This is a genomic window from Variovorax sp. 679 (assembly GCF_003952185.1).
In the GTDB taxonomy this organism is placed as follows: domain Bacteria; phylum Pseudomonadota; class Gammaproteobacteria; order Burkholderiales; family Burkholderiaceae_C; genus Variovorax.
In genome coordinates this window covers 619,987-645,657 of sequence record NZ_RXFS01000002.1, presented here as the reverse complement: position 1 = coordinate 645,657, position 25,671 = coordinate 619,987, and the positions used below count along the sequence as shown (strand labels likewise).

Genomic DNA, 25,671 nt, shown 5'->3' with positions numbered 1-25,671 from the left:
CATGTCCCTGTCTGAACTCTCCGCCCCGCCAGAACGCGTCGACATCCAGCTCGGCGATCGCAGCTACCCGATCCTGATCGGCGCCGGCCTGCTGGACGACCCGCGGAGCTTTTCCGCCGTGCCCACCTCGGCGACGGCCCTGATCGTCAGCAACACCACTGTGGCGCCGCTCTATGCCAAGGCTCTGCAGACGGCTCTGGCAGGCCGTTTCCGGGCGGTTCACCTGCTCGAACTGCCGGACGGCGAGGCATACAAGAACCTGCAGACGTTGAACCTGATCTTCGACGAATTGCTCGGCCGCGGCAGCGATCGCAAGACGGTGCTTTTCGCCCTGGGAGGCGGCGTGGTAGGTGACATGACCGGCTTCGCAGCCGCGAGCTACATGCGCGGTGTGCCCTTCGTGCAGGTGCCTACCACGCTGCTGGCGCAGGTCGATTCCTCGGTTGGCGGAAAGACGGCGATCAATCATCCGCTGGGCAAAAACATGATCGGCGCGTTCTACCAGCCGCAGCTCGTGGTCTGCGACCTGGCCACGCTGCAGACCCTGCCGCCGCGCGAACTCAGCGCCGGGCTGGCCGAAGTCATCAAGTACGGCCCGATCCACGACATGGCTTTTTTCGACTGGATCGAGGCGAACATCGAAGCCCTCGTTGCAAGGGAGCCCGCGGCGCTGGCCCATGCCGTCAAGCGCAGCTGCGAGATCAAGGCTCTGGTGGTCGGGCAGGACGAGCGCGAGACCGGCCTGCGCGCGATCCTCAACTTCGGCCACACCTTCGGCCACGCAATCGAATCGGGCCTTGGCTATGGCGAATGGCTGCATGGCGAGGCCGTCGGTTGCGGCATGGTGATGGCGGCGCAGTTGTCGCAGCGGCTCGGCGGCGTCGACGCCGCCTTCGTCGAACGGCTCACGCGGCTGATCGAACGGGCCGGCCTGCCGACCGTTGGACCGGCGCTGGGCGCGGATCGCTACCTCGAACTGATGCGCGTCGACAAGAAGTCGGAAGCGGGCGAAATCCGCTTCGTGGTGATCGACAAGCCCGGCTCCGCGGTGGTCCGCAGCGCACCCGACACGCTCGTGCGCGAAGTGCTCGCGCAGTGCTGCGCGGGATGAGCCTCGCGGCCTACGCCTGCCAGCCCGCGCGGTCGCGCGGCCGCCGGCATGCCGAGCCGCCCGCGCCCACGCGCGATGCCTTCCAGCGCGACCGCGACCGGATCGTGCATTCCACGGCCTTTCGCCGGTTGGTCTACAAGACGCAGGTGTTCCTCAACCATGAGGGCGACCTGTTCCGCACCCGGCTCACGCACTCGCTCGAAGTCGCCCAACTGGGGCGTTCGATTGCGCGGGCCCTGCGGATCAACGAGGACCTGGTAGAGGCGATTGCCCTGGCCCACGACCTAGGCCATACGCCCTTCGGTCATGCGGGCCAGGACGCGCTCAACGACTGCATGGCCGGCCATGGCGGCTTCGAGCACAACCTGCAGAGCCTGCGAGTGGTCGATGCGCTGGAGCATCGCTATCCGCAGTACGACGGCCTGAACCTCAGCTTCGAGACCCGCGAGGGCATCCTCAAGCACTGCTCGCGCGCCAACGCCGAGCGCCTCGAGGCGGCAGAGCCCAACGGCGTGGCCCGGCGCTTCCTCGACCGCACGCAGCCGGGGCTGGAGGCCCAGCTGTGCAACCTGGCCGACGCCATCGCCTACAACGCCCACGACATCGACGACGGCGTGCGCTCGGGGCTCATCTGCATCGAGCAGTTGTCCGAGGTCGAACTGTTCGAGCGCCATCGCCGCGAGGCGCTGGCCGAGCACCCGCAGCTGGAGGGCCGCCGCGTGCTCTACGAAACCATCCGGCGCATGCTGAGCGCGCAGGTCTACGACGTGATCGACGCGACGCGTGCAGCGCTCGAAGCCCTGGCTCCGGCCGATGCCGATGCGGTGCGCAAGGCCCCGCCCGTTGTCGCGTTCAGCGACACCATGCAGGCCCAGTCCGAAGACCTGAAGCGTTTTCTCTTCCACAACCTCTACAGGCATCCCCAGGTCACCCAGACCACCGACCAGGCGCGGCAGGTGGTGCGGGAGCTGTTCGAGGCTTACCTTGAGCGCGGCGCCGAGATGCCGGCCTCCTACGCCGAGCGGCAGGACAGGCCCCGCGCGGTCGCCGACTACATCGCAGGCATGACCGACCGCTTCGCCGTGCGCGAGCACGAACGGCTCACCGGCCGCCGGGGCATTGCATGAGCGGACAGGCCGTGCGCCCGCGCGTTCCGGCGGCTGCATTCGCCGTCCTGCTGGGCGGTGTCAGCGGGGCCTTGCATCTGGGCAAGCTGCCGCCCGCGGTGCCGGCGCTGCAGGCGTCGCTCGGCATCGGCCTGGTCGAGGCGGGATTCCTGCTGTCGCTGGTGCAGGTCGCGAGCATGACGCTGGGGCTGCTGGTCGGCCTAGCTGCCGACACCATCGGCCTGCGCCGCAGCATGCTGACGGGGCTGGTCGTGCTCACGGCCGCCAGCCTGCTGGGTGGACTGGCCGGCACCGATCTGGGCGGAACGCATGCCGTGCAATGGCTGCTCGTGCTGCGGGCCCTGGAAGGCGTCGGTTTCCTTCTGACGGTGATGCCCGGCCCCGGATTGATCCGCGCCCTGACCCCGCCGGGTGCCGACAAGGCGGCGCTGGGTCTGTGGGGTGCGTACATGCCGCTCGGCGTGGCCCTTGCGCTGCTGCTGGGGCCGGCCCTGATCGCCTGGGGCGGATGGCCGGACTGGTGGTGGGCGCTCTCGGTCGTATCGGCCGGGGCGGCACTCTGGCTGTGGGTGGCGGTTCCTGCCGACCGGCTTCGCCCAACCGCGACCGGTCCGGCTTCCGGCGGCTGGTCGTCGCGGCTGCGCGCCACCGTGGGCGCTCGTGCACCTTGGCTGGTCGCGCTGACCTTCGCCGTGTACTCGTCTCAATGGATGGCCGTTATCGGCTTCCTGCCGGCCATCTATGCGGGCGCGGGTGTGCCGGCCGCCTGGAACGCCGTGCTCACCGCGCTCGCGGCCGCGATGAACATCGTCGGCAACGTTGCCGGCGGTCGCTGGCTGCAGCGTGGCGTAGCGCCCGAGCGGCTGCTGCAGCTTGGCTTCCTGACGATGGCGCTGGGTGGGGTGGCGGCTTTCGCGCAGACAGGGCAGGGCGCCGACGCCCTGGGCCTGCCGCCCGCGCTGCGCTACATCGCCGTCTGCGCTTTCTCGCTGGGCGGTGGCATGGTGCCGGCCACGCTGTTCCTGCTGGGCGTGCGGCTGGCGCCCGGGCCCGCCACCGTGTCCACGACGGTCGGCCTCATGCAGCAGGCTTCCTCGCTCGGCCAGTTCCTGGCGCCGCCTGCCGTGGCGTGGCTGGCCCACCGTGTCGGTGGATGGCACTGGACCTGGACGGCCACGCTGGCCTGCTCGCTGGTCGGCATGGCGATCGCACGGCGGCTTGGGCGGATTCGCCCTGCGGCGGAGATGGCATGACGCGCCCGGCGACAATCGATGCCGCCCAGGCCGAAGCCGACACGCAGCGCTGGCTCGAGCGCGCGGTGATCGGCCTCAACCTGTGTCCCTTTGCGAAGGCCGTGCACGTGAAGGCGCAGATCCACTACGCCGTGTACGAGCCCGCCGAAGAAGCTGACCTGATGGACGCGCTGCTTGCCCAAGCCAAAGACCTCGCAGCACTCGACGCCGCCGTGCGCGACACAACCCTTCTGATTGCACCGAACACCTTGGCCGACTTTCTGGACTTCAACGACTTCACGGCGCGTGCCGAACGCCGGCTCGCGCGCGCCGGTTTCGACGGCGTGTTCCAGCTGGCGAGCTTTCATCCGCAGTTCCAGTTCGCCGGCACCGAGGCCGACGACATCGGCAACGCCACCAACCGCGCGCCGTATCCCACGCTGCACCTGCTGCGCGAGGACAGCGTGAGCCGTGCGGTCGAGGCATTTCCCGAAGCCGAGGCCATCTTCGAGCGCAATATCGACACGCTCGAAGCACTGGGGCCCGATGGCTGGGCGGCACTCGACGTCGGCCCCGGGAGCGCCAGGCCATGAACACCAAGGCCGCGACCAAACCGGTAATCAAGACGAACAAGGCCGCCAAGGCCGATGCCGAACTGGCCGAAGTCCTGCGCCCCGGCCAGTCGGTCGAGCTGCTCAAGGAACTGCACATCCTGACCCGCGAGGGCCGACTCAACCAGGACTCGCGGCGCAAGCTCAAGCAGGTCTACCACCTGTTCCAGTTCATCGAGCAGCTGCTGCGCGAGCTGCCGGAAGAGGGGGCGGGCGCCACGCTGGCCGACCATGGGGCGGGCAAGTCGTACCTCGGCTTCATCATCTACGACCTGTTCTTCCGGGCGCGCCAGGGCGGCAATGGCCATGTCTATGGCATCGAGACGCGGGGCGAACTGGTCGAGCGCTCGCGCGCGCTGGCGCAGCGGCTGGGCTTCGAGCGCATGTCGTTCCTGAACCTCACCGTGGCCGAATCGGCGCAGTCGGGCGAGCTGCCGGCGCAGATCGACGTGGTCACCGCGCTGCACGCCTGCGACACCGCAACCGACGACGCCATCGCCTTCGGACTGGCCAAGAAGGCGCGCTGCATGGTGCTGGTGCCCTGCTGCCAGGCCGAAGTGGCCGCCTGTCTGCGCGAGACCAAGGCACTTGCCTTGTCACGCACGCCACTGGCCGAACTGTGGCGACATCCACTGCACACGCGCGAGATCGGCAGCCAGCTCACCAATGTGCTGCGTTGCCTCTATCTCGAAGCCAACGGCTACAGCGTCACGGTGACCGAGCTGGTCGGCTGGGAGCACAGCATGAAGAACGAACTGATCCTGGCGCGCTACACCGGCCAGCGCAAGGCGAGCGCAGCCACGCGGCTGCGCGAGCTGCTGGCGCAGTTCGGGCTCGACACGCTGGGCGACACGCGCTTCCGTCTCGCCTGAACGCCGGCGCGCAACTCGCGTCCGCCCGATCCATGGCCCGTCTTCCCCGTCTCACGCTGGCCGACATGCCGCACCACGTGATCCAGCGCGGCAACAACCGCCAGCCGATCTTCGTGGACCGCGAGGACCACGAGAAGCTGCTCGCGCTGCTGGCCGAGAATGCCGCACGATTCGGCATCGCGGTGCATGCCTACGTGCTGATGGACAACCACTTCCACCTGCTGGCCACGCCCGACAGCGCCACCGGGCTGCCGCAGTTCATGCAGTCGGTGGGGCGCAGCTACGTGCGCTACTTCAACGACCGCCACGGCCGCAGCGGCACGCTGTGGGAAGGACGCTACAGGTCGACGCTGATCCAGACCGACCGCTACCTGCTGACCTGTATGGCCTACATCGACCTCAACCCGGTGAGGGCGGGCATGGTGGCCGATGCGCGCGACTTCCCGTGGTCCAGTCATGGCCACTACGCCGGCCTGCGGCACGACCGGCTGCTGACGCCCCATCCGCTGTACTGGGAGCTCGGCAACACGCCGTTCGCACGCGAGGCGGCGTATGTCGAGTTGGTGCGCGCCGGGGTGCGCGCCGCAGACCAGAGCGCGCTGACCGAGGCCACCCTGCGGGGCTGGGCCGCCGGCGACCACGACTTTCTCGACAGCCTGCAGAAGTCCACCGACCGCCGCGTGGTCAAGGCAAAGGCCGGACGGCCGCCTTCGAATACCCAATCCTGAACTGAGAAGTCGCTTCGATCCATCGCATGGATTGGCTTTGTTGCTCCTGTTTTTGATGTGTCCCTAATTTAATTCCTATTGAAAAACTCAACATTTAATAAGAATCTGACCCCTATTAAAGTGTTTGGCATTCTTTGTGCAACGCAATATGCTCCGATTCCCTGCGAAAACTGAAGGAGCGCGCCCATGACGACGGCTGCCGAGATCAAGCATCTCCAAGAACACGGTCTGTATTCCGCTGCCGACGAGCACGACGCCTGCGGCGTTGGCTTCGTTGCACACATCAAGGGCGAAAAGAGCCATGCCATCGTGCTGCAGGGCCTGAAGATCCTCGAAAACCTTGACCATCGCGGCGCAGTGGGCGCTGACAAGCTGATGGGCGACGGCGCCGGCATCCTGATCCAGCTGCCCGACCACCTCTACCGCGAGGAAATGGCGAAGCAGGGCGTCACGCTGCCCCCGCCGGGCGAATACGGCGTCGGCATGATCTTCCTGCCGAAGGAACACGCCTCCCGCGAAGCCTGCGAGCAGGAAATGGAGCGCGCGATCAAGGCCGAAGGCCAGGTGCTGCTTGGCTGGCGCGACGTGCCGGTCAACCGCGACATGCCCATGTCGCCCACCGTGCGCGAAAAGGAACCGCTGCTGCGCCAGGTCTTCATCGGCCGCGGCAACGACGTGATCGTGCAGGACGCGCTGGAACGCAAGCTCTACGTGATCCGCAAGACCGCCAGCGCCAACATCCAGCGCCTGAAGCTCAAGCACAGCAAGGAATACTACGTTCCCAGCATGTCGAGCCGCACCGTGGTCTACAAGGGCCTGCTGCTGGCCGACCAGGTCGGTACCTACTATCTCGACCTGCAGGACAAGCGCTGCGTCTCGGCCCTGGGCCTGGTGCACCAGCGCTTCTCGACCAACACCTTCCCCGAGTGGCCGTTGGCCCACCCGTACCGCTATGTCGCCCACAACGGCGAAATCAACACGGTCAAGGGCAACTACAACTGGATGAAGGCACGCGAAGGCGTGATGTCGTCGCCCGTGCTGGGCGCCGACCTGCAGAAGCTCTACCCGATCAGCTTCGCCGGCCAGTCCGACACCGCCACCTTCGACAACTGCCTCGAGCTGCTGACGATGGCCGGCTACCCCATCAGCCAGGCCGTGATGATGATGATTCCCGAGCCCTGGGAACAGCACGCCACCATGGATCCGCGCCGCCGCGCTTTCTATGAGTACCACGCCGCCATGCTTGAGCCGTGGGACGGCCCGGCTTCCATCGTGTTCACCGACGGCCGCCAGATCGGCGCCACGCTCGACCGCAACGGCCTGCGCCCCTCGCGCTACTGCGTGACCGACGACGACCTGGTCATCATGGCTTCCGAATCGGGCGTGCTGCCCGTGCCCGAGCAGAAGATCGTGCGCAAGTGGCGCCTGCAGCCCGGCAAGATGTTCCTGATCGACCTGGAGCAGGGGCGCATGATCGACGACGAGGAGGTCAAGGCCAACCTCGCCAACAGCAAGCCCTACAAGCAGTGGATCGAGAACCTGCGCATCAAGCTCGACAGCGTGAAGGCCGAGGCCGCCGAAGCGGTCAAGGCACCGCTGTCGCAGGTGCCACTGCTCGACCGCCAGCAGGCCTTCGGCTACACCCAGGAAGACATCAAGTTCCTGATGAGCCCGATGGCGCAGGCCGGCGAGGAAGGCATCGGCTCCATGGGCAACGACAGCCCGCTGGCCGTGCTCTCGAGCAAGAACAAGCCGCTGTACAACTACTTCAAGCAGCTGTTCGCGCAGGTCACGAACCCGCCGATCGACCCGATCCGCGAAGCCATCGTGATGTCGCTGGTGTCCTTCATCGGCCCCAAGCCGAACCTGCTGGACATCAACCAGGTCAACCCGCCGATGCGGCTCGAAGTGAGCCAGCCGATCCTCGACTTCGCCGACATGGCGAAGCTGCGCGACATCGGCAAGTACACGCAGGGCAAGTTCAAGAGCTACGTCCTCGACATCACCTATCCGCTCGCGTGGGGTGACGAAGGCGTCGAAGCGAAGCTGGCCTCGCTGTGCGCCGAAGCCGTGGACGCCATCAAGGGCGGCCACAACATCCTGATCGTGAGCGACCGCGGCGTGAGCCCCACGCAGGTGGCCATTCCCGCCGTGCTGGCGCTGTCGGCCGTGCACCAGTATCTGGTGCGCGAGGGCCTGCGCACCACGGCTGGCCTGGTGGTCGAGACCGGCTCGGCGCGCGAAGTGCATCACTTCGGCGTGCTGGCGGGCTACGGCGCCGAAGCCGTGCACCCCTATCTCGCGATGGAAACGCTGGTCGCGATGCACGCCGACCTGCCGGGCGAGCTGAGCGCCGACAAGTCGGTCTACAACTACGTCAAGGCCATCGGCAAGGGTCTCTCGAAGATCATGTCGAAGATGGGTGTCAGCACCTACATGAGCTACTGCGGTGCCCAGCTGTTCGAAGCCATCGGCCTGAACAGCGAGACGGTGAGCAAGTACTTCACCGGCACCGCCAGCCGCGTGGAAGGCATCGGCGTCTTCGAGATCGCCGAGGAAGCCATCCGCATGCACAAGGCCGCCTTCGGCGACGACCCGGTGCTCGCCAACATGCTCGACGCCGGCGGCGAATACGCCTGGCGCACGCGTGGCGAAGAGCACATGTGGACGCCCGACGCCATCGCCAAGCTGCAGCACAGCACGCGTTCCAACAACTGGAACACGTACAAGGAATACGCGCAGCTCATCAACGACCAGAACCGCCGTCACCTCACGCTGCGCGGCCTGTTCGAGTTCAGGATCGACCCGGCCAAGGCCATTCCGGTCGACGAGGTCGAGGCCGCGGCCGAGATCGTCAAGCGCTTCGCCACCGGCGCGATGTCGCTGGGCTCCATCAGCACCGAGGCGCACTCGGTCCTGGCCGTGGCCATGAACCGCATCGGCGGCAAGAGCAACACCGGCGAAGGCGGGGAAGACCCGGCGCGTTATCGCAACGAGCTCAAGGGCATCCCGATCAAGCAGGGCGACACGCTCAAGAGCATCGTCGGCGCCGAGAACGTCGAGGTCGACCTGCCGCTGAAGGACGGCGACTCGCTGCGTTCGCGCATCAAGCAGGTCGCGTCGGGCCGCTTCGGCGTCACGGCCGAGTACCTGCATTCGGCCGACCAGATCCAGATCAAGATGGCGCAGGGCGCCAAGCCGGGCGAGGGCGGCCAGTTGCCGGGCGGCAAGGTCACCGAGTACATCGGCAAGCAGCGTTATGCCGTGCCGGGCGTGGGCCTCATCTCGCCGCCGCCGCACCACGACATCTACTCGATCGAGGACCTGGCCCAGCTCATCCACGACCTGAAGAACACCGCGCCGCACGCCAGCATCAGCGTGAAGCTGGTGAGCGAGATCGGCGTCGGCACCATCGCTGCAGGCGTGGCCAAGTGCAAGAGCGACCACGTCGTGATCGCCGGCCATGACGGCGGCACGGGCGCTTCGCCGTGGTCGTCGATCAAGCACGCGGGCAGCCCGTGGGAAATCGGCCTGGCCGAGACGCAGCAGACGCTGGTGCTCAACCGCCTGCGCAGCCGCATCCGCGTGCAGGCCGACGGCCAGATGAAGACCGGCCGCGACGTCGCCATCGGCGCGCTGCTGGGCGCCGACGAATTCGGCTTCGCCACGGCGCCGCTGGTGGTCGAGGGCTGCATCATGATGCGCAAGTGCCACCTGAACACCTGCCCGGTGGGCGTGGCCACGCAAGACCCGGTGCTGCGCAAGAAGTTCTCGGGCAAGCCCGAGCACGTCGTCAACTACTTCTTCTTCGTTGCGGAAGAAGTGCGCCAGATCATGGCCCAGCTCGGCATCCGCAAGTTCGACGACCTGATCGGCCGTGCCGACCTGCTCGACATGCGCAAGGGCATCGAGCACTGGAAGGCCGCGGGCCTGGACTTCAGCCGCCTGTTCGCGCTGCCGAACGTGCCGGCCGAGGTGCCGCGCTTCCATGTCGAGAACCAGGACCACGGTCTCGACAAGGCGCTGGACGTGAAGCTCATCGAGAAGTCGCGCCCCGCCATCGACAAGGGCGAGAAGGTGCAGTTCATCGAGGTGGCGCGCAACGTCAACCGTTCGGTGGGCGCGATGCTCTCCGGTGCGCTGACCAAGGTGCATCCGCAGGGCCTGCCTGACGACTCGATCCGCATCCAGCTCGAAGGCACGGGCGGCCAGTCGTTCGGCGCCTTCCTGGCGCGCGGCATCACGCTGTACCTGATCGGCGACGCCAACGACTACACCGGCAAGGGCCTCTCGGGCGGCCGCGTGGTGGTTCGTCCCAGCCTCGACTTCCGCGGTGAGGCTGCGCGCAACACCATTGTCGGCAACACCGCGCTGTACGGCGCGACCACCGGCGAGGCCTACCTGTGCGGCGTGGCCGGCGAGCGCTTCGCGGTGCGCCTGTCGGGCGCCACGGCGGTCATCGAAGGCACCGGCGACCACGGCTGCGAATACATGACCGGCGGTACGGTGGCCGTGCTCGGCAAGACCGGCCGCAACTTCGCGGCCGGCATGAGCGGCGGCGTCGCTTTCGTCTACGACGAAGACGGCCAGTTCGCCTCGCGCTGCAACCTCTCGATGGTCTCGCTCGACAAGGTGCTGACCTCGGCCGAGCAGACCGCGAGCGTGCATCGCAAGATCTGGCACGGCGGCGTGACCGACGAAGCGCAGCTCAAGAAGCTGCTCGAAGAGCACCACCGCTGGACCGGCAGCAAGCGCGCGCGCGAGCTGCTCGACAACTGGGCCGTGTCGCGCACGAAGTTCGTGAAGGTGTTCCCGAACGAATACAAGCGCGCGCTGGCCGAGCTGCACGACCGCAAGGTCGAACTCACGAGCAGCGGCAACAACGCGCATATCGGTCTCGAGCCGCACGCGCTGGCAGCCCCCGCACCGCAGACGGTCCCCGCCGCGGCTTGAAGATCAACCAAAACAGAATGAACCTCTGTAAGGCGTGCAGCGCGTGAAACTGTCACAGCCCCTTCGGGGAACACCGCGGAACCGGCTTTGCCGGGCCGCTGGTGTTGCCCCCTTGAGGGGGGAGGCGGCTACACGCAGTGAGCAAGCAACGGGGGTGTAAAGGAATCACGATGGGAAAGATCACCGGCTTCATGGAGCATGAGCGTCTCGAGGAGGGCTACAAGCCCGTCGAGGAACGTCTCAAGCACTACAAGGAATTCGTCGTCGGCCTGAACACCGAACAGGCCAAGGTGCAGGGCGCGCGCTGCATGGACTGCGGCACGCCGTTCTGCAACAGCGGCTGCCCGGTCAACAACATCATTCCGGACTTCAACGACCTCGTGTACCGCAACGACTGGCAGAACGCCTTCGCGGTGCTCGAGTCGACCAACAACTTCCCCGAGTTCACCGGCCGCATCTGCCCCGCACCCTGCGAAGCAGCCTGCGTGCTCAACGTGAACGACGACGCGGTCGGCATCAAGTCGCTGGAGCACGCGATCATCGACCGCGCCTGGGACGAAGGCTGGGTGGCGCCGCGCGTCGCCAAGCACAAGACCGGCAAGAAGGTCGCGGTGGTGGGTTCGGGCCCGGCCGGCATGGCGGCTGCGCAGCAGCTCGCTCGCGCCGGCCACGACGTGACGCTGTTCGAGAAGAACGATCGCATTGGTGGCCTGCTGCGTTACGGCATCCCGGACTTCAAGATGGAGAAGTCGCACATCGACCGCCGCGTCGAGCAGATGAAGGCCGAGGGCGTGACCTTCCGCACCGGCGTGATGGTCGGCGCCGCGAAGGATCCGCTGGGCAAGGGCTCCAAGGTCACGAACCTGGCCAAGGAGACCGTCACGCCCGAGCAGCTGCAGAAGGAATTCGACGCCGTGCTGCTCACCGGCGGCGCCGAGCAGTCGCGCGACCTGCCTGTGCCCGGCCGCGACCTCGACGGCATCCATTTCGCGATGGAGTTCCTGCCGCAGCAGAACCGCGTCAACGCGGGCGACAAGGTCAAGGGCCAGCTGCGCGCCGACGGCAAGCACGTCATCGTCATCGGCGGCGGCGACACCGGCTCCGACTGCGTCGGCACCAGCAACCGCCACGGCGCCGTCAGCGTCACGCAGTTCGAGGTGATGCCGCAGCCACCCGAGGAGGAAAACCGCCCGCTGACCTGGCCGTACTGGCCGATCAAGCTGCGCACCAGCTCCAGCCATGAAGAAGGCTGCGAGCGCGAGTTCGCGATCTCCACCAAGGAGTTCATCGGCGAGAAGGGCAAGGTCACCGGCCTGAAGACGGTTCGCGTCGAATGGAAGGACGGCAAGATGCAGGAAGTCGCCGGCAGCGAGCAGGTGCTCAAGGCCGACCTCGTGCTGCTCGCCATGGGCTTCGTGAGCCCCGTGGCCACCGTGCTCGACGCATTCGGCGTGGAGAAGGATGCGCGCGGCAACGCCAGGGCAACGGTCGACTTCATCGGCGGATATGCCACCAACGTTCCGAAGGTTTTCGCCGCCGGCGACATACGTCGCGGACAGTCGCTCGTGGTGTGGGCGATTCGCGAAGGCCGCCAGGCTGCGCGTTCCGTGGACGAATTCCTGATGGGGTTCAGCGACCTGCCTCGTTGATCCATGCGGATCGCCTCGCAGGCGAGTTCCTGACGAGGGTCTGACGGCAGCCTCGCTGAATTTTGTTTCAATTCGGCGTGGCCGCCCAAGGCCCCGTTATCATCCGCGTCAAACCGCATGCCGGGATGCTTGAAAGAGCGCCCCGGCTTTTTTATTGAGATGGACCCAGCCACACCACTGCCACAGCCCTTCGTAGAGTTTCGCGACGTCAGGTTCGGCTATGGCGCACGCGCCATCCTCGATGGCGTTTCGTTCGCCGTGCCGCGCGGCAAGGTGACGGCGCTGATGGGGGCTTCGGGCGGCGGCAAGACCACCGTGCTGCGCCTCATCGGCGGACAGCAGAAGGCGCAGCGCGGCGAGGTGCTCTTCGACGGTGGCGATGTCGGCAAGTTCGATGTGAGCGCCCTCTACGCGGCGCGGCGGCGAATGGGCATGCTGTTCCAGTTCGGCGCGCTGTTCACCGACATGAGCGTGTTCGACAACGTGGCGTTTCCGCTGCGCGAGCACACGCAGCTTTCCGAAGCGCTGGTGCGCGACGTGGTGCTCATGAAGCTCGACGCCGTCGGCCTGCGCGGTGCGCGCGACCTGATGCCCAGCGAGGTGTCGGGCGGCATGGCGCGGCGCGTGGCGCTGGCGCGTGCGATCGCACTCGACCCCGATCTCGTCATGTACGACGAACCCTTCGCGGGGCTCGATCCGATCTCGCTCGGTACGGCCGCGCGCCTGATCCGCCAGCTCAACGACGCGCTGGGGCTCACCAGCATCATCGTGTCGCACGATCTCGAGGAAACCTTCCGCATCGCCGATCACGTGATCATCCTGGCCAACGGCGGCATCGCCGCGCAGGGCACGCCCGCCGAGGTGCGCGAGAGCGCCGATCCGCTGGTCCATCAGTTCGTCAATGCACTGCCCGACGGGCCCGTTCATTTCCACTATCCCGGCGTCAGCATCGAAGACGACTTCGGCAATGTCGAAGGAGGACGCTCATGACCTGGTGGAAGCCTTCCGACGCCGGCTTTGCCACGCGCAGCCATCTGGCCAACCTGGGCTACGGTGCGAAGCTCTTCATGCGCCTGGTCGGTCCGGGGGCGCGGATCATGCGCCGCTTCGGGCTGGTTCGCGACCAGATCCATTTCCTGGGCAACTACTCGCTGGCGATCATCGGCGTGTCGGGCCTGTTCGTGGGTTTCGTGCTCGGGCTGCAGATGTACTACGCGCTACAGCGCTACGGTTCCTCAGAGGCGCTGGGCCTGCTGGTGGCGCTGAGCCTGGTGCGCGAGCTCGGGCCGGTGGTGGCGGCATTGCTTTTCACTGGGCGGGCCGGCACGTCGTTGACAGCCGAAATCGGCCTCATGAAGGCCGACGAGCAACTGAGCGCCATGGAGATGATGGCGATCGACCCGGTGCAGCGCGTGCTCGCGCCGCGCTTCTGGGCCGGCGTCATCACCATGCCGCTGCTGGCGGCCGTGTTCAGCGCGGTCGGCATCCTGGGCGGCTACGTGGTGGGCGTGATGATGCTGGGCGTCGACCCGGGCGCATTCTGGGGACAGATGCAGGGCGGCGTCGACGTGTGGCGCGACGTCGGCAACGGCGTGATCAAGAGCATCGTCTTCGGCTTCACCGTGACCTTCATCGCGCTGCTGCAGGGCTACGAGGCCCAGCCCACGCCCGAAGGCGTGTCGCGCGCGACCACGCGCACGGTGGTGTCGGCATCCCTGGCGGTGCTGGGGCTGGACTTCCTGCTCACCGCCATGATGTTCAGCATATGAATGAGCACACCCCCAGGCTTGCCCACTTCGTGTGGCCGCCAACCCCCTTGCAGGGGGCAACACCAGCAGCCCGGCAAAGCCGGTTCTGCGGTGTTCCCCGAATGAGTCAAACCGCAGGAATTTAGGAAGAGTCGATATGCAACGTTCCAACAACGACATCTGGGTCGGGCTGTTCGTCCTGATCGGCGCCGCTGCGCTGCTGTTTCTCGCGCTGCAGTCGGCCAACCTGCTGAGCCTGAACTTCCAGAAGACCTATGCGGTCACCGCGCGCTTCGACAACATCGGCGGCCTCAAGCCGCAAACCGCGGTGAAGAGCGCGGGCGTCGTGGTCGGCCGCGTGGAATCCATCTCTTTCAACGACAAGACCTTTCAGGCAGACGTCACACTGGCTTTGCAAAACCGCTACAGTTTTCCCAAGGACAGTTCGCTCAAGATCCTGACCAGTGGCTTGCTTGGAGAGCAGTACATCGGGATCGAGGCGGGCGCCGAGGACAAGAACCTGCAGGCCGGCGACACCATCACCGCGACCCAATCGGCCGTGGTGCTGGAGAACCTGATCAGCCAGTTCCTGTACAGCAAGGCGGCCGAAGGCAATTCGACGTCTGGAACAGCCAATAAAAAATGAAAACACGATCTTCTTTGTCTTTTGCTATGAATAACGTAGCAAATCGCGGCCGCTGGATTGGCGCCGCAGCCGTTCTTGCGGTAGTGGCCGGTTGCGCCACGGGTCCCAGCGCCAACCCGGCGGACCCCTTCGAGCCGTTCAACCGCGGCGTCTCGCGCTTCAACGACGCAGTCGACGACGCAGTGCTGGTCCCCGTGGCCACGGCCTACCAGAATGCGCTGCCTTCGATGGTGCGCACCGGCGTGAACAACTTCTTCGGCAACATCGGCGATGTCTGGAGCCTGGCCAACAACGTGGCCCAGCTCAAGCTGCAGAACAGCGCCGAGACCTTCATGCGGCTGAACGTCAACACCTTCTTCGGCCTCGGCGGCCTGCTCGACGTGGCAACCGAGGCGGGCATTCCCCGCCACGAGGAAGACTTCGGCCAGACCCTGGGCTACTGGGGCGTGGGCGCCGGCCCGTACGTGGTGCTGCCGCTGCTGGGCTCCTCCACGCTGCGCGATACGGCTGCCAAGCCGCTCGACGTGTGGGGCGACCCGCTGGGCCATGTGGAAGACATCCCCTGGCGCAATTCGCTGACGGTGCTGCGCGTCGTCGACACGCGTTCGCAGTACCTGCGCGCGAGCCGCCTGCTCGGCGACGCGGCGCTCGACAAGTATTCGTTCACGCGCGATGCATTCCTGCAGCGCCGCCGCAGCCAGGTCTACGACGGCAATCCGCCCGACGACGGCGGCGGCACGGACAAGGGCACCGACAAATAAAAAAGCAACGTCGCACAGGGGAGGCTGCTTGCATCCGGTTGCAAGGCTTCACCTCCCGGACAGGAACCCGGTCCACCCTGGTGGGCTCGAAACCGTTCCTGTCTCAGCAGCCGGCTTTTCCGGATGCCTGCGGATTCTCAAACTTGATTGAAGAGGGACTCTCAATGAACAACACCACCCTGCAACGTCGCGATCTTGGCCGCCTGGTGCTGGCCGGTGCCCTGCTGTTCGGTGCCGCTGTCGCCTTCGTCCAGCCCGCCCGCGCAGCCGACGAAGCGCCCGACGCGCTCGTCAAGCGCCTGTCGACCGACGTGCTCGAGACGATCAAGGCCGACTCGTCCATCAAGTCGGGCGACGTCAACAAGATCATGCTGCTGGTCGACAGCAAGATCATGCCCAACGTCAACTTCCAGCGCATGACGGCCTCGGCCGTCGGCCCGGCCTGGCGTACCGCCACGCCCGAGCAGCAGAAGCGCCTGCAGGACGAGTTCAAGACCCTGCTGGTGCGTACCTACGCCGGTGCGCTCGACCAGGTGACCGACCAGACCGTCACCATCCGTCCGTTCCGCGGTTCGCCCGACGACAAGGACGTGCTGGTGCGCACCGAGGTCAAGGGCCGTGGCGATCCGGTCCAGCTCGACTACCGCCTCGAGAAGACCCCCGGCCAGGGCGCCGGCTGGAAGGTCTACAACCTGAACGTGCTGGGCGTCTGGCTGGTCGATACCTACCGCACCCAGTTCGCGCAGGAAATCAACAAGAGCGGCATCGACGGCCTGATCGCCGCGCTGGCCGCGCGCAACAAGGGCAACAGCAAGGGCTGACCGGAAGCGCGCGATGCTGGTCCTGCCCACCCGACTCACCCACGACGAGGCTCCTGCCTGCATGCGCATGCTGCAGCAGGGGCTGAAGGGACAGGCCGACTCGTCGTCCACTGTGGTCGATGCGACGGCGCTGACCCAGTTCGATTCGTCGGCGCTGGCCGTCCTGCTCGAATGCCGGCGCGAATCGAGCGCGCTGGGGCGCGGTTTCTCCGTCAAGGGCCTGTCGCCCCGGCTGCGCGAACTGGCCGCCTTGTACGGCATTGCGGGCCTTTTGCCCGCCGCGCCCTGAAAAAGTAACGGCCCCTTAAAATCGCGGGCTCCCATGCCCGCGATCTCATTCCAGTCGGTCTCCAAGACCTATCCCCCCTCCAGACAGCAGAAAGCCCAGGGCAAGCCGGGGTTGAAGGCCGTCGACGAGGTCAGCTTCCAGATAGAGCCGGGCGAGTTCTTTGGCCTGCTCGGCCCGAACGGCGCGGGAAAGACCACCCTGATCAGCATGCTCGCGGGCCTGTCGCGGCCCACGGCGGGTGCGATCAGCGTCCATGGCTTCGACGTTCAGCGCGACTACGCGCAGGCGCGCCGCCAGCTCGGCATCGTGCCGCAGGAGCTGGTGTTCGACCCCTTCTTCAACGTGCGCGAGTCGCTGCGCATCCAGTCGGGCTATTTCGGCATCACGAATAACGAGGCCTGGATCGACGAGCTGCTGCAGAGCCTGGGCCTCGCCGACAAGGCCACGGCCAACATGCGCCAGCTCTCCGGCGGCATGAAGCGCCGGGTGCTCGTTGCGCAGGCGCTGGTGCACAAGCCGCCGGTGATCGTGCTCGACGAGCCCACCGCCGGCGTCGACGTCGAACTGCGCCAGACGCTCTGGCAGTTCGTCGCAAGACTCAACAAGCAGGGCAGCACCGTGCTGCTCACGACCCATTACCTCGAAGAAGCCGAGGCGCTGTGCAGCCGCATCGCGATGCTCAAGCAGGGCAGGGTGATCGCACTCGACCGCACCAGCGAACTGCTGAAATCGGCAGCGAGCAACGTGCTGCGCTTCAAGACCGACGCCATGCTGCCCTGGGCCATTGCCCAGCATGCGCGCATCACCGGTCGCATCGTGCAGCTGCCGGCGCAGAACGCCCATGAAGTCGAACAACTGCTGGCCGCGATCCGCGAAGCCGGCGTCGCGGTGGAAGACGTGGAAATGCGCAAAGCCGACCTCGAAGACGTGTTCATCGACCTGATGGCCGGCGAACAGACCCCGCTGGAGGTGGCGCGATGATGGCCGTCACGGGTTGGCGCGCGCTGCTCTACAAGGAGACGCTGCGCTTCTGGAAGGTCGGTTTCCAGACCGTGGGCGCGCCGGTGCTCACCGCGCTGCTGTACCTGATGGTGTTCGGCCACGTGCTCGAAGACCACGTGAAGGTCTACGGCACCGTCGGCTACACCGCCTTCCTGGTGCCGGGCCTCGTGATGATGAGCGTGCTGCAGAACGCCTTCGCCAACAGCTCGTCATCGATCATCCAGAGCAAGATCATGGGCAACCTGGTCTTCGTGCTGCTCACGCCGCTGTCGCACTGGGGCTGGTTCTTCGCCTACGTGGGCTCGTCGGTCATCCGCGGGCTGGCCGTGGGGCTGGGCGTGTTCGCGGTGACGGTGCTGTTCGCGCAGCCGAGCTTCGTCGCGCCGGTCTGGATCCTGGTGTTCGCGCTGCTGGGCTCGGCCATGCTGGGCACGCTGGGCCTCATCGCCGGTCTCTGGGCCGAGAAGTTCGACCAGATGGCGGTGTTCCAGAATTTCCTGATCATGCCCATGACCTTCCTGTCGGGCGTGTTCTATTCGATCAGCTCGCTGCCTCCGTTCTGGCAGAACGTGAGCCACCTGAACCCGTTCTTCTACATGATCGACGGCTTCCGCTACGGCTTCTTCGGCGTGAGCGACGCCTCGCCCTGGCTCAGCCTGGGCATCGTCGGCATCGCGTGGCTGGTGGTGAGTGCCATCGCTGTCCACCTTCTCCGTATCGGCTACAAAATCCGGGGCTGAACATGGCTCTCCCCCAGTCTTCGCGCACTTCGTGTCGCTTCGCCAACCCCCTTCCGGGGGCAACACCCGCGGCCCGGCAAAGCCGGTCCCGCGGTGTTTTCCAATAAATGCTCATCCCATGACCGCTGACCAGCTCCAAGCCATCATCACCGCCCACCTGCCGTGCGAGCACATCTCGCTGGAGGGCGATGGCCGACATTGGTACGCGACCATCGTCTCGGCCGAATTCGAGGGCAAGCGCTCGATCCAGCGCCACCAGCGGGTCTATGCCACCCTCGGTGCGAAAATGCACACCGACGAGGTGCATGCGCTTTCGATGAAGACATACACGCCGGCCGAATGGGCGGCGGTGGAAAAATAACTCCCCGGCCCCTCGTGGCCTCCTGATTTCGCTGGAACTTCGATGGACAAACTTCTGATTCGCGGCGGGCGAGAGCTCCGCGGCGAAGTACTCATTTCCGGCGCCAAGAATGCAGCGCTGCCCGAACTGTGCGCGGCCCTGCTGACCGACCAGCCCGTCGTGCTGCACAACGTGCCGCGCCTGCAGGACGTGTCGACCATGCTCAAGCTGGTGCGCAACATGGGCGTTTCGGCCGAGCGCGACGACAACGGCACCGTGCGTCTCGACGCGGCCGACCTGAACAAGCCCGAGGCACCCTACGAGCTCGTGAAGACCATGCGCGCCTCCGTGCTGGCCCTGGGTCCGCTGCTGGCGCGCTTCGGCCATGCCAAGGTGTCGCTGCCGGGCGGCTGCGCCATCGGCTCGCGGCCGGTCGACCAGCACATCAAGGGCCTGCAGGCCATGGGCGCCGAGATCGTGGTCGAGCACGGCTACATGGTCGCGCGCCTGCCCGCCGGGCGCACCCGCCTGAAGGGCGCGCGCATCCTGACCGACATGGTCACCGTCACCGGCACCGAGAACTTCCTCATGGCCGCCGCGCTGGCCGAGGGCGAGACGCTGCTCGAGAACGCAGCGCAGGAGCCCGAGATCGTCGACCTGGCCGAAATGCTGATCCGCATGGGCGCGAAGATCGAAGGCCACGGCACCAGCCACATCCGCATCCAGGGCGTCGAGAAGCTGCACGGCTGCGAACACGCCGTGGTGGCCGACCGCATCGAGGCCGGCACCTTCATGTGCGCAGTGGCGGCCACTGGCGGCGAGGCTTTCCTGCGCCATGCGCGCGGCGACCACCTCGACGCCGTGATCGACAAGCTGCGCGACGCGGGCTGCAAGGTCACGCCCGAGAAGGACGGCGTGCGCATCAGCTCCAGGGGCCCCGCCTACGAGCACCTGAAGGCGCAGAGCTTCAGCACCACCGAGTACCCGGGCTTCCCGACCGACATGCAGGCCCAGTTCATGGCGCTGAACGTGATCGCGCGAGGCGCTTCGATGGTCACAGAGACCATCTTCGAGAACCGCTTCATGCACGTGAACGAGATGGTCCGCCTGGGCGCCAGCATCCACGTCGAGGGCAAGGTGGCGATGGTCGAGGGCGTGCAGCAGCTCTCGGGCGCCACCGTGATGGCCACCGACCTGCGCGCCTCGGCCAGCCTCGTCATCGCCGGCCTCGTGGCCGAGGGCGAGACGCTGGTCGACCGCATCTACCACCTCGACCGGGGCTACGACCGCATGGAGTCCAAGCTGCGTGGCCTGGGCGCCGACATCGAACGACTGACCGGAGCGGCCGCCGCATGATCACCCTCGCATCACAGGAGTCGCAATCGTGATCACGCTTGCTCTGTCCAAAGGCCGCATCTTCGAGGAGACGATGCCCCTGCTGGCCGCCGCCGGCATCGAGGTCACCGAAGACCCCGAGAAGTCGCGCAAGCTGATTCTCGAAACCACCCGCCCCGACGTGCGCGTGGTGCTGGTGCGCGCCTCCGACGTGCCCACCTACGTGCAGTACGGCGGCGCAGACCTCGGCGTGACCGGCCTCGACGTGTTGCTCGAGCACGGCAACCAGGGCCTGTACCAGCCGCTCGATTTGCGCATCGCGGCCTGCCGCCTGAGCGTGGCCGTGCGCGCCGACTACGACTATGCCTCGGCCGTGAAGCAGGGCTCGCGCCTGCGCGTGGCGACCAAGTACGTGGGCCTCGCGCGCGACTTCTTCGCCAGCAAGGGCGTGCACGTCGACCTGATCAAGCTCTACGGCAGCATGGAGCTGGCGCCGCTCACGGGCCTGGCCGACGCCATCGTCGACCTGGTTTCCACCGGCAACACGCTCAAGGCCAACCACCTCGTCGAGGTCGAACGCATCATGGACATCAGCGCGCGCCTCGTGGTGAACCAGGCCGCGCTCAAGCTCAAGCGCGAGCCGATCCGCCGCATCGTCGACGCCTTCGCGTCGGCCATTCCTTCCGCCTGAACCCTCTCGCCCACTCAAATGACCTCGAAAGCAGCCCCCGCCCGTCTGTCCACGACTTCAGCCAGCTTCGACGCTGAATTCAAGGCGCGGCTGCATTGGTCCGCGGACGACGACGCGGCCATCGAGAAGGTGGTGGCGGACATCCTCGCCGACGTGCAAAAGCGCGGCGACGAGGCGGTGCTCGAGTACACCAACCGCTTCGACAAGCTGGGCGCGAAGACGCTGCCGGAGCTGGAACTGACGCAGGCCGAGCTCAAGGCCGCCTTCGAGGCTCTGCCCGTCGCGCAGCGCGACGCGCTCGAAGCCGCCGCGCGCCGTGTGCGCAGCTACCACGAGGCCCAGAAGAAGGCCAGCGGCGAAAGCTGGAGCTACCGCGACGCCGACGGCACGCTGCTCGGCCAGAAGGTCACGCCGCTCGACCGCGTGGGCATCTACGTGCCCGGCGGCAAGGCCGCCTATCCGTCGAGCGTGCTGATGAACGCCATTCCCGCGCACGTCGCAGGTGTGGGCGAAATCATCATGGTCGTGCCGACCCCGAAGGGCGAGAAGAACCAGCTCGTGCTCGCCGCCGCCTACGTGGCCGGCGTGACGCGCGGCTTCACCATCGGCGGCGCGCAGGCCGTCGCTGCGCTGGCCTACGGCACCGCCACCGTCCCCGCCGTCGACAAGATCACCGGCCCTGGCAACGCCTATGTGGCGGCCGCCAAGCGCCGCGTGTTCGGCACCGTGGGCATCGACATGATCGCGGGCCCGAGCGAAATTCTCGTGCTGGCCGACGGCACCACGCCGCCCGAATGGGTGGCCATGGACCTGTTCAGCCAGGCCGAGCACGACGAGCTGGCCCAGAGCATCCTGCTGTGTCCCGACGCTGCCTACATCGACCGCGTGCAGGCCGAGATCGACCGCCTGCTGCCCTCCATGCCGCGCGCGGAAATCATCGCCGCCTCGCTCAACGGCCGCGGCGCGCTGATCCACACGAAGAGCATGGAAGAGGCCTGCGAGATCAGCAACCGCATCGCTCCCGAGCACCTCGAAGTGAGCAGCAGCGAGCCGAACCGCTGGGAGCCGCTGCTGCGCCATGCCGGAGCGATCTTCCTCGGCGCCTTCACCAGCGAAAGCCTGGGCGACTACTGCGCCGGGCCGAACCACGTGCTGCCCACCAGCGGCACGGCGCGTTTCTCCAGCCCGCTGGGCGTGTACGACTTCCAGAAGCGCTCCAGCCTGATCGAGGTCAGCGAGGCAGGCGCGCAGGTGCTGGGGCCGATCGCCGTGACGCTGGCCGAGGGCGAGGGCCTGCAGGCGCACGCCGAGGCCGCCCGGATGCGGCTGCGTAAGATCTGAGCTCCAACAACCCGTCTTTGGGGGGAGCAAGCAAGATGATCGATCGTCTCTTTGGTTCGCGTCTGTTCAGGTTTGCCGCGACGGCCGTCGCGGGCGCCGCACTGCTGGCCGCCTGCAGCCAGATGCCGCAGGCGCCGCGCGCATCGGTCGCCGCCACCGCAACGCCCAGCGCCGCCGCACCTGCCGCGCCCGCGCCGCAGCTCGGCACCCAGTGGGGCGAGGGCATCGAATCGAAGACCCGTGCGGTCGTCACCAAGCGGCTGTCCGACCGGCCGGACGACCTGGCCTCGGTGGGCTACAACGAAGCCTCCGCCGTGCGCCGTGCAGTGGGCACCAACCCCGAGCGGCGTCTGAACCTGCTGCTGGCCGATGGCGACGTCGAATGGTCGGTGCTCGACGAGGACGGCCGCCCGCTCCCGCTGCAGCGCGCCCGCCGGGGCAGCGGCGGCGACGACATGTTCCGCCTCGCCGGCGTCGAAGGCTCGCGCTACACGCTGCGCTTTCGCAACCTGAGCGAGCGCAGCTACGAGGTGATCGCCACGGTCGACGGCCTCGATGTGCTCAACGGCAAGCCCGGCAGCCTGCGCAACGGCGGCTACGTGCTGCGGCCGCTGGAGTCGCTGACCGTCGAAGGCTTCCGCAAGAGCCAGAACGAGGTCGCGGCTTTCCGCTTTTCCACGCCCGGCCGCGCCTACGCCGCGAACACCGAGGCCGGCGATGTGCGCAACATCGGCGTGATCGGCGCCGCGCTGTTCGAGCTCGAGGAGCGCGACGCACCGCGCCGCCAGCGCCGCGACGCGGCTCCGGCGCAGCCCAGCGCCTTCCCGGCCGACGGCGCCTACGCGCCACCGCCGCGCTACCGCAAGTGATGCCGATGAAGCGCGCTGCCTTCCTGCTGCTCGCCCTGGCAGCGGCCGCGACCGGCGCGCAGGCCATGAGCATCCGCGAACTGCGCACGCTCGAAGCCGGCGAGAAGGACGGCAAGGCCTACGCCAGCTATTACCTCGTCGGCGTGCTCGAAGGCCTTCGCGAAGGCGTCGAATCTTCGCAGCGCAACGGGCAGAAGCCCGTGTTCTGCGTCGAAGGCCGCCGCCTGGAGCCTTCCATGGCGCGCTCGCTCTACCAGACCGAGCTGAGCCGCAACGCCGACAGTTACGAAGCCGACATGCCCGTGCAACTGGTCATGGCCGGCGCCCTCCGAAACAGCTACCGCTGCACCCGATGACCGCTGCTCCCTCCGAATCCCCCCGCCCTTCGCTCGAACGTATCCGCGACGATGTGCGGTCCATGCATGGCTATGCGGTGCAGGACGCGCGCGGCTTCATCAAGCTCGACGCGATGGAGAACCCCTTCGGCCTGCCGCCCGCGCTGCAGACCGAGCTCGGCGCACGGCTCGGCGCGCTGGCGCTCAACCGCTATCCGGGCGAGCGCGGCGCCGACCTGCGTCGCGCGCTGGCCGCCCACGCGCAGATGCCCGAGGGCTTCGAGCTGATGCTGGGCAACGGTTCGGACGAGCTGATCTCGCTGCTGGCCATTGCCTGCGACCTGCCCGGCGCCACCGTGCTGGCGCCCGTGCCCGGCTTCGTCATGTACGCCATGAGCGCGAAGCTGCAGGGGCTGAAGTTCGTCGGCGTGCCGCTCACGGCCGACTTCGAGCTCGACGAGGCCGCCATGCTGGCCGCCGTCGCGCGCGAGAAGCCCTCCATCGTCTACCTCGCGTACCCGAACAACCCGACCGCCAACCTCTGGGACGACGCGGTCGTCGAGAGGATCGTCGAGGCCCAGGGCGCGCAGGGCGGCCTGGTGGTGATCGACGAGGCATACCAGCCCTTCGCCGCCCGCAGCTACATCGACCGGCTGGCGAGGCACGGCCATGTGCTGCTGATGCGCACGCTCAGCAAGTTCGGCCTCGCCGGCATCCGCCTCGGCTACATGATGGGCCCGGCCGCGCTGGTCGCCGAGATCGACAAGGTGCGCCCGCCCTACAACATCAGCGTGCTCAACTGCGAGTGCGCGCTGTTCGCGCTGGAGCACGCCGACGTGTTCGAGGCGCAGGCCCGGCAGATCCGCGAGGAGCGCGAGCGCCTGCTGACGGGGCTTGGCCGCCTGCCCGGCGTGAAGACCTGGCCCAGCGACGCCAACATGATCCTGCTGCGGGTGCACGATGCCGCCAAGACCTTCGAGGGTATGAAGGCACGCGGGGTGCTGGTGAAGAACGTTTCTAAAATGCACGAACTGCTCGCAAACTGCATGCGCCTCACCGTCGGAACGGCCGACGAGAATGCGCGGATGCTCGCGGCACTCGAAGCCTCACTATGACCACCCCCACCACCACGGGCAGCACCGATCGCACCGCGACGGTCACCCGCAACACCGCCGAGACGAAGATCACCGTCAGCGTCAATCTCGACGGCACCGGCAAGGCCAAGCTGTCCACCGGCATCGGCTTCTTCGACCACATGCTCGACCAGATCGCCCGCCACGGGCTGATCGACCTCGAGATCGACTGCCAGGGCGACCTGCACATCGACGGCCACCACACGGTGGAAGACGTGGGCATCACGCTGGGCCAGGCGGTGGCCAAGGCCATCGGCGACAAGAAGGGCATCCGCCGCTACGGCCATGCCTACGTTCCGCTCGACGAGGCCCTGAGCCGCGTCGTCATCGACTTCTCGGGCCGTCCCGGCCTCGTGATGCACGTGCCCTTCACCAGCGGGATGATCGGCACCTTCGACAGCCAGCTCACCTACGAGTTCTTCCAGGGCTTCGTGAACCACGCCTTCGTCACGCTGCACATCGACAACCTCAAGGGCGTCAATGCGCACCACCAGTGCGAGACGGTGTTCAAGGCCTTCGCGCGTGCCATGCGCGGCGCGCTCGAACTCGACCCGCGTTCCGCCGGCGTCATCCCCTCGACCAAGGGCTCGCTCTGAACGCGTTCGTCAATCAGCTATGAAATCTGTAGCAGCAAACACTGTCGCGGTTGTCGACTACGGCATGGGCAACCTGCACTCCGTGTCGCAGGCCGTGCGCCACGCGGCCGACCAGGTCGGCGTGGAGGTGTTCGTCACCTCCGACCCGGACGTGGTCCGCAAGGCCACCCGCGTGGTGCTGCCGGGGCAGGGCGCGATGCCCGACTGCATGCGCGAATTGCGCGACTCCGGCCTGCAGGAGTCGGTGCTCGAGGCGGCGGCGAGCAAGCCGCTCTTCGGTGTGTGCGTGGGCATGCAGATGATGCTGTCGCGCAGCGACGAGGGCCCGACCGATGGCCTGGGCCTCATTCCGGGCGAGGTCGTCAAGTTCGACCTGGCTGGCCGCCTGCAGCCCGACGGCAGCCGCTTCAAGGTGCCGCAGATGGGCTGGAACCAGGTGCGCCAGGCCCAGCCGCACGCGGTGTGGGCAGGGGTGCCCGACCAGAGCTATTTCTATTTCGTGCACAGCTTCTATGCCCGTCCGGCCGACCCCAAACACAGTGTGGGCGAGGCGGAATATGGCGCGAGCTTTACCGCGGCGATTGCACGCGATAACATTTTTGCCACCCAGTTCCACCCGGAGAAGAGTGCGGACCACGGGCTGCAGCTATATCGCAATTTCCTCCACTGGAACCCCTGAACCTATTTTTCCGACCGGGCCGACGTTTTCACAGCCCGGATTCCGCACACTCGCGTCACTTC

25 protein-coding genes are annotated in these 25,671 nt (G+C 67.0%); all 25 read left to right on the top strand.

Annotation, left to right across the window (positions count from 1 at the left end; all coding sequences use genetic code 11):
* The first annotated feature begins 1 nt into the window (after position 1).
* The 25 genes from aroB to hisH all read left to right on the top strand — a co-directional run bounded on the left by aroB (position 2) and on the right by hisH (position 25,609).
* Positions 2–1,111, top strand: coding sequence for a 3-dehydroquinate synthase (aroB, locus tag EJO71_RS06990; RefSeq protein WP_171022500.1), 1,110 nt, complete (start codon positions 2–4; stop codon positions 1,109–1,111).
* Positions 1,108–2,238: a deoxyguanosinetriphosphate triphosphohydrolase gene (locus tag EJO71_RS06985; RefSeq protein WP_125947501.1), complete on the top strand. Its 1,131-nt coding sequence runs from the start codon at positions 1,108–1,110 to the stop codon at positions 2,236–2,238. Before aroB ends, EJO71_RS06985 begins: the two co-directional genes overlap by 4 nt.
* Positions 2,235–3,491 (top strand): MFS transporter, encoded by a 1,257-nt coding sequence (locus EJO71_RS06980; RefSeq protein ID WP_125947502.1) that lies wholly within the window; start codon positions 2,235–2,237, stop codon positions 3,489–3,491. The genes EJO71_RS06985 and EJO71_RS06980 overlap by 4 nt, the downstream gene beginning before the upstream one ends.
* On the top strand, positions 3,488–4,063 hold the full coding sequence (locus tag EJO71_RS06975) for a DUF1415 domain-containing protein (protein WP_125947503.1): 576 nt from the start codon (positions 3,488–3,490) through the stop codon (positions 4,061–4,063). Before EJO71_RS06980 ends, EJO71_RS06975 begins: the two co-directional genes overlap by 4 nt.
* Positions 4,060–4,953, top strand: a complete 894-nt coding sequence (locus EJO71_RS06970; RefSeq protein WP_125947504.1) for an SAM-dependent methyltransferase — start codon at positions 4,060–4,062, stop codon at positions 4,951–4,953. Before EJO71_RS06975 ends, EJO71_RS06970 begins: the two co-directional genes overlap by 4 nt.
* Positions 4,954–4,985: 32 nt before the next feature.
* Positions 4,986–5,681 (top strand): transposase, encoded by a 696-nt coding sequence (locus EJO71_RS06965; protein ID WP_125947505.1) that lies wholly within the window; start codon positions 4,986–4,988, stop codon positions 5,679–5,681.
* Between the two features lie 186 nt (positions 5,682–5,867).
* On the top strand, positions 5,868–10,634 hold the full coding sequence (locus EJO71_RS06960; protein ID WP_125947506.1) for a glutamate synthase-related protein: 4,767 nt from the start codon (positions 5,868–5,870) through the stop codon (positions 10,632–10,634).
* Between the two features lie 170 nt (positions 10,635–10,804).
* Positions 10,805–12,283 (top strand): glutamate synthase subunit beta, encoded by a 1,479-nt coding sequence (locus EJO71_RS06955; protein ID WP_125947507.1) that lies wholly within the window; start codon positions 10,805–10,807, stop codon positions 12,281–12,283.
* A gap of 159 nt (positions 12,284–12,442) precedes the next feature.
* Positions 12,443–13,273 (top strand): ABC transporter ATP-binding protein, encoded by an 831-nt coding sequence (locus tag EJO71_RS06950; protein WP_125947508.1) that lies wholly within the window; start codon positions 12,443–12,445, stop codon positions 13,271–13,273.
* On the top strand, positions 13,270–14,052 hold the full coding sequence (gene mlaE, locus EJO71_RS06945; RefSeq protein WP_125947509.1) for a lipid asymmetry maintenance ABC transporter permease subunit MlaE: 783 nt from the start codon (positions 13,270–13,272) through the stop codon (positions 14,050–14,052). The genes EJO71_RS06950 and mlaE overlap by 4 nt, the downstream gene beginning before the upstream one ends.
* A 136-nt stretch (positions 14,053–14,188) precedes the next feature.
* On the top strand, positions 14,189–14,677 hold the full coding sequence (gene mlaD / locus EJO71_RS06940; RefSeq protein WP_125948043.1) for an outer membrane lipid asymmetry maintenance protein MlaD: 489 nt from the start codon (positions 14,189–14,191) through the stop codon (positions 14,675–14,677).
* A gap of 26 nt (positions 14,678–14,703) precedes the next feature.
* Positions 14,704–15,438 (top strand): VacJ family lipoprotein, encoded by a 735-nt coding sequence (locus EJO71_RS06935; protein WP_171022501.1) that lies wholly within the window; start codon positions 14,704–14,706, stop codon positions 15,436–15,438.
* A 164-nt stretch (positions 15,439–15,602) separates the two neighbouring features.
* The gene (locus tag EJO71_RS06930; RefSeq protein ID WP_125947511.1) at positions 15,603–16,259 is read left to right on the top strand and encodes an ABC transporter substrate-binding protein; all 657 of its coding nucleotides are present in this window, start codon (positions 15,603–15,605) and stop codon (positions 16,257–16,259) included.
* 13 nt (positions 16,260–16,272) lie between these two features.
* Positions 16,273–16,548, top strand: a complete 276-nt coding sequence (locus EJO71_RS06925; protein ID WP_125947512.1) for an STAS domain-containing protein — start codon at positions 16,273–16,275, stop codon at positions 16,546–16,548.
* Between the two features lie 33 nt (positions 16,549–16,581).
* Positions 16,582–17,529, top strand: coding sequence for an ABC transporter ATP-binding protein (locus tag EJO71_RS06920; protein ID WP_125947513.1), 948 nt, complete (start codon positions 16,582–16,584; stop codon positions 17,527–17,529).
* Positions 17,526–18,290 (top strand): ABC transporter permease, encoded by a 765-nt coding sequence (locus EJO71_RS06915; RefSeq protein WP_125947514.1) that lies wholly within the window; start codon positions 17,526–17,528, stop codon positions 18,288–18,290. Before EJO71_RS06920 ends, EJO71_RS06915 begins: the two co-directional genes overlap by 4 nt.
* 118 nt (positions 18,291–18,408) lie before the next feature.
* Positions 18,409–18,651 carry a BolA family protein gene (locus EJO71_RS06910; protein WP_019654412.1) on the top strand — a complete coding sequence of 81 codons (243 nt, stop codon included), beginning with the start codon at positions 18,409–18,411 and terminating at the stop codon, positions 18,649–18,651.
* A gap of 42 nt (positions 18,652–18,693) precedes the next feature.
* Positions 18,694–19,986 (top strand): UDP-N-acetylglucosamine 1-carboxyvinyltransferase, encoded by a 1,293-nt coding sequence (gene murA / locus EJO71_RS06905; protein WP_125947515.1) that lies wholly within the window; start codon positions 18,694–18,696, stop codon positions 19,984–19,986.
* Positions 19,987–20,014: 28 nt separating this feature from the next.
* Positions 20,015–20,656, top strand: coding sequence for an ATP phosphoribosyltransferase (gene hisG / locus EJO71_RS06900; RefSeq protein ID WP_125947516.1), 642 nt, complete (start codon positions 20,015–20,017; stop codon positions 20,654–20,656).
* 18 nt (positions 20,657–20,674) lie between these two features.
* On the top strand, positions 20,675–21,997 hold the full coding sequence (gene hisD / locus EJO71_RS06895; protein WP_125947517.1) for a histidinol dehydrogenase: 1,323 nt from the start codon (positions 20,675–20,677) through the stop codon (positions 21,995–21,997).
* 35 nt (positions 21,998–22,032) lie between these two features.
* Positions 22,033–22,866, top strand: a complete 834-nt coding sequence (locus tag EJO71_RS06890; RefSeq protein WP_125947518.1) for a hypothetical protein — start codon at positions 22,033–22,035, stop codon at positions 22,864–22,866.
* A 5-nt stretch (positions 22,867–22,871) separates the two neighbouring features.
* Positions 22,872–23,222 carry a hypothetical protein gene (locus tag EJO71_RS06885; RefSeq protein WP_240651285.1) on the top strand — a complete coding sequence of 117 codons (351 nt, stop codon included), beginning with the start codon at positions 22,872–22,874 and terminating at the stop codon, positions 23,220–23,222.
* A complete protein-coding gene (gene hisC, locus EJO71_RS06880; protein WP_125947520.1) occupies positions 23,219–24,316 on the top strand; it encodes a histidinol-phosphate transaminase in 1,098 nt (365 codons plus the stop codon). The genes EJO71_RS06885 and hisC overlap by 4 nt, the downstream gene beginning before the upstream one ends.
* Positions 24,313–24,930, top strand: a complete 618-nt coding sequence (gene hisB, locus EJO71_RS06875; protein WP_125947521.1) for an imidazoleglycerol-phosphate dehydratase HisB — start codon at positions 24,313–24,315, stop codon at positions 24,928–24,930. Before hisC ends, hisB begins: the two co-directional genes overlap by 4 nt.
* A gap of 19 nt (positions 24,931–24,949) precedes the next feature.
* Positions 24,950–25,609, top strand: a complete 660-nt coding sequence (gene hisH / locus EJO71_RS06870; RefSeq protein WP_125947522.1) for an imidazole glycerol phosphate synthase subunit HisH — start codon at positions 24,950–24,952, stop codon at positions 25,607–25,609.
* The last annotated feature ends 62 nt before the right edge of the window (positions 25,610–25,671 follow it).

Bases quoted from the DNA above. Each gene is read 5' to 3' on its own strand.
- murA (WP_125947515.1), top strand. From the start codon at position 18,694: ATGGACAAACTTCTGATTCGCGGCGGGCGAGAGCTCCGCGGCGAAGTA.
- aroB (WP_171022500.1), top strand. From the start codon at position 2: ATGTCCCTGTCTGAACTCTCCGCCCCGCCAGAACGCGTCGACATCCAG.
- EJO71_RS06920 (WP_125947513.1), top strand. From the start codon at position 16,582: ATGCCCGCGATCTCATTCCAGTCGGTCTCCAAGACCTATCCCCCCTCC.
- hisC (WP_125947520.1), top strand. From the start codon at position 23,219: ATGACCGCTGCTCCCTCCGAATCCCCCCGCCCTTCGCTCGAACGTATC.
- EJO71_RS06950 (WP_125947508.1), top strand. From the start codon at position 12,443: ATGGACCCAGCCACACCACTGCCACAGCCCTTCGTAGAGTTTCGCGAC.
- EJO71_RS06885 (WP_240651285.1), top strand. From the start codon at position 22,872: ATGAAGCGCGCTGCCTTCCTGCTGCTCGCCCTGGCAGCGGCCGCGACC.
- EJO71_RS06925 (WP_125947512.1), top strand. From the start codon at position 16,273: ATGCTGGTCCTGCCCACCCGACTCACCCACGACGAGGCTCCTGCCTGC.
- EJO71_RS06975 (WP_125947503.1), top strand. From the start codon at position 3,488: ATGACGCGCCCGGCGACAATCGATGCCGCCCAGGCCGAAGCCGACACG.
- EJO71_RS06930 (WP_125947511.1), top strand. From the start codon at position 15,603: ATGAACAACACCACCCTGCAACGTCGCGATCTTGGCCGCCTGGTGCTG.
- EJO71_RS06910 (WP_019654412.1), top strand. From the start codon at position 18,409: ATGACCGCTGACCAGCTCCAAGCCATCATCACCGCCCACCTGCCGTGC.
- EJO71_RS06915 (WP_125947514.1), top strand. From the start codon at position 17,526: ATGATGGCCGTCACGGGTTGGCGCGCGCTGCTCTACAAGGAGACGCTG.
- EJO71_RS06890 (WP_125947518.1), top strand. From the start codon at position 22,033: ATGATCGATCGTCTCTTTGGTTCGCGTCTGTTCAGGTTTGCCGCGACG.
- EJO71_RS06970 (WP_125947504.1), top strand. From the start codon at position 4,060: ATGAACACCAAGGCCGCGACCAAACCGGTAATCAAGACGAACAAGGCC.
- EJO71_RS06980 (WP_125947502.1), top strand. From the start codon at position 2,235: ATGAGCGGACAGGCCGTGCGCCCGCGCGTTCCGGCGGCTGCATTCGCC.
- mlaD (WP_125948043.1), top strand. From the start codon at position 14,189: ATGCAACGTTCCAACAACGACATCTGGGTCGGGCTGTTCGTCCTGATC.
- hisD (WP_125947517.1), top strand. From the start codon at position 20,675: ATGACCTCGAAAGCAGCCCCCGCCCGTCTGTCCACGACTTCAGCCAGC.
- hisB (WP_125947521.1), top strand. From the start codon at position 24,313: ATGACCACCCCCACCACCACGGGCAGCACCGATCGCACCGCGACGGTC.
- EJO71_RS06985 (WP_125947501.1), top strand. From the start codon at position 1,108: ATGAGCCTCGCGGCCTACGCCTGCCAGCCCGCGCGGTCGCGCGGCCGC.
- hisH (WP_125947522.1), top strand. From the start codon at position 24,950: ATGAAATCTGTAGCAGCAAACACTGTCGCGGTTGTCGACTACGGCATG.
- mlaE (WP_125947509.1), top strand. From the start codon at position 13,270: ATGACCTGGTGGAAGCCTTCCGACGCCGGCTTTGCCACGCGCAGCCAT.
- EJO71_RS06955 (WP_125947507.1), top strand. From the start codon at position 10,805: ATGGGAAAGATCACCGGCTTCATGGAGCATGAGCGTCTCGAGGAGGGC.
- EJO71_RS06935 (WP_171022501.1), top strand. From the start codon at position 14,704: ATGAATAACGTAGCAAATCGCGGCCGCTGGATTGGCGCCGCAGCCGTT.
- EJO71_RS06960 (WP_125947506.1), top strand. From the start codon at position 5,868: ATGACGACGGCTGCCGAGATCAAGCATCTCCAAGAACACGGTCTGTAT.
- EJO71_RS06965 (WP_125947505.1), top strand. From the start codon at position 4,986: ATGGCCCGTCTTCCCCGTCTCACGCTGGCCGACATGCCGCACCACGTG.